The organism is Streptomyces sp. 13-12-16, from assembly GCF_002114215.1.
Classification (GTDB): Bacteria; Actinomycetota; Actinomycetes; order Streptomycetales; family Streptomycetaceae; genus Streptomyces.
Genome location: NZ_NCTE01001142.1, coordinates 1 through 818, shown reverse-complemented (window position 1 = coordinate 818; position 818 = coordinate 1). Strand labels below are relative to the sequence as shown.

At 76.8% G+C, this 818-nt stretch carries 1 protein-coding gene; it reads right to left on the bottom strand.

The window, feature by feature from the left end; translation table 11 throughout:
- On the bottom strand, positions 1 to 818 hold an 818-nt coding region (locus B7767_RS36565; protein WP_143652835.1), incomplete at both ends, for an acyltransferase domain-containing protein.

Genomic DNA, 818 nt, shown 5'->3' with positions numbered 1-818 from the left:
GACGACCGGCACGGCCGGCTCGTGGTAGGTCAGGCCCTCGGCGACCCGGCGGTAGGCGTCGAGCACGGCGTCCATGCGCGGCGAGTGGAAGGCGTGGCTGACCCGCAGCCGGCGGGTGGCGCGGCCCTGGCCGGCGAAGTGGGCGGCGACGCGCTCGGCGGCGTCCTCGTCCCCGGCGACCACGACGGAGCCGGGGCTGTTGACGGCGGCCAGGGAGACCTGGTCCTCCAGGCCGTCCAGCAGCGGCAGCACCTCGTCCTCGGTGGCCTGTACGGAGTACATGGCGCCGCCCTGGGGCAGCGCCTGCATGAGCCGGGCGCGCGCGGCGACCAGGGCGCAGGCGTCGTCCAGGGAGAGGACGCCCGCGGCGTGGGCGGCGGTGATGCCGCCGATGGAGTGACCGAGGAGCACGCCGGGGCGCACGCCCCAGGAGCGGACCAGGTGGTACAGGGCTGTTCCGAGGGCGAACAGGGCGGGCTGGGTCCAGCCGGTCTCGTGGAGCGCGGCGGCCTCGGGGGTGCCGTCCCCGGCGAACAGGACGTCCTTGAGGGAGTACGGCGCGGTGTCCGCCTCCGGGCCGGTGAGCAGCGGGTCGAGCTTCGCCACGACCTCGTCGAGCGCCTCGGCGAACCGCGGGTACCGGGCGTACAGTTCACGGCCGGTGCCGGGGCGCTGGCTGCCCTGCCCGGTGAACAGCAGGGCGGTGCGTACGGTGCCGCCGGTCTCGCCGAGGACCAGTGCCGGGTCAAGGCGGCCCGCGGCGAGGGCGGCCAGGGCCCGCCGTACGTCGGCGGGGGTGCCGACGGCGACGGCGCGCT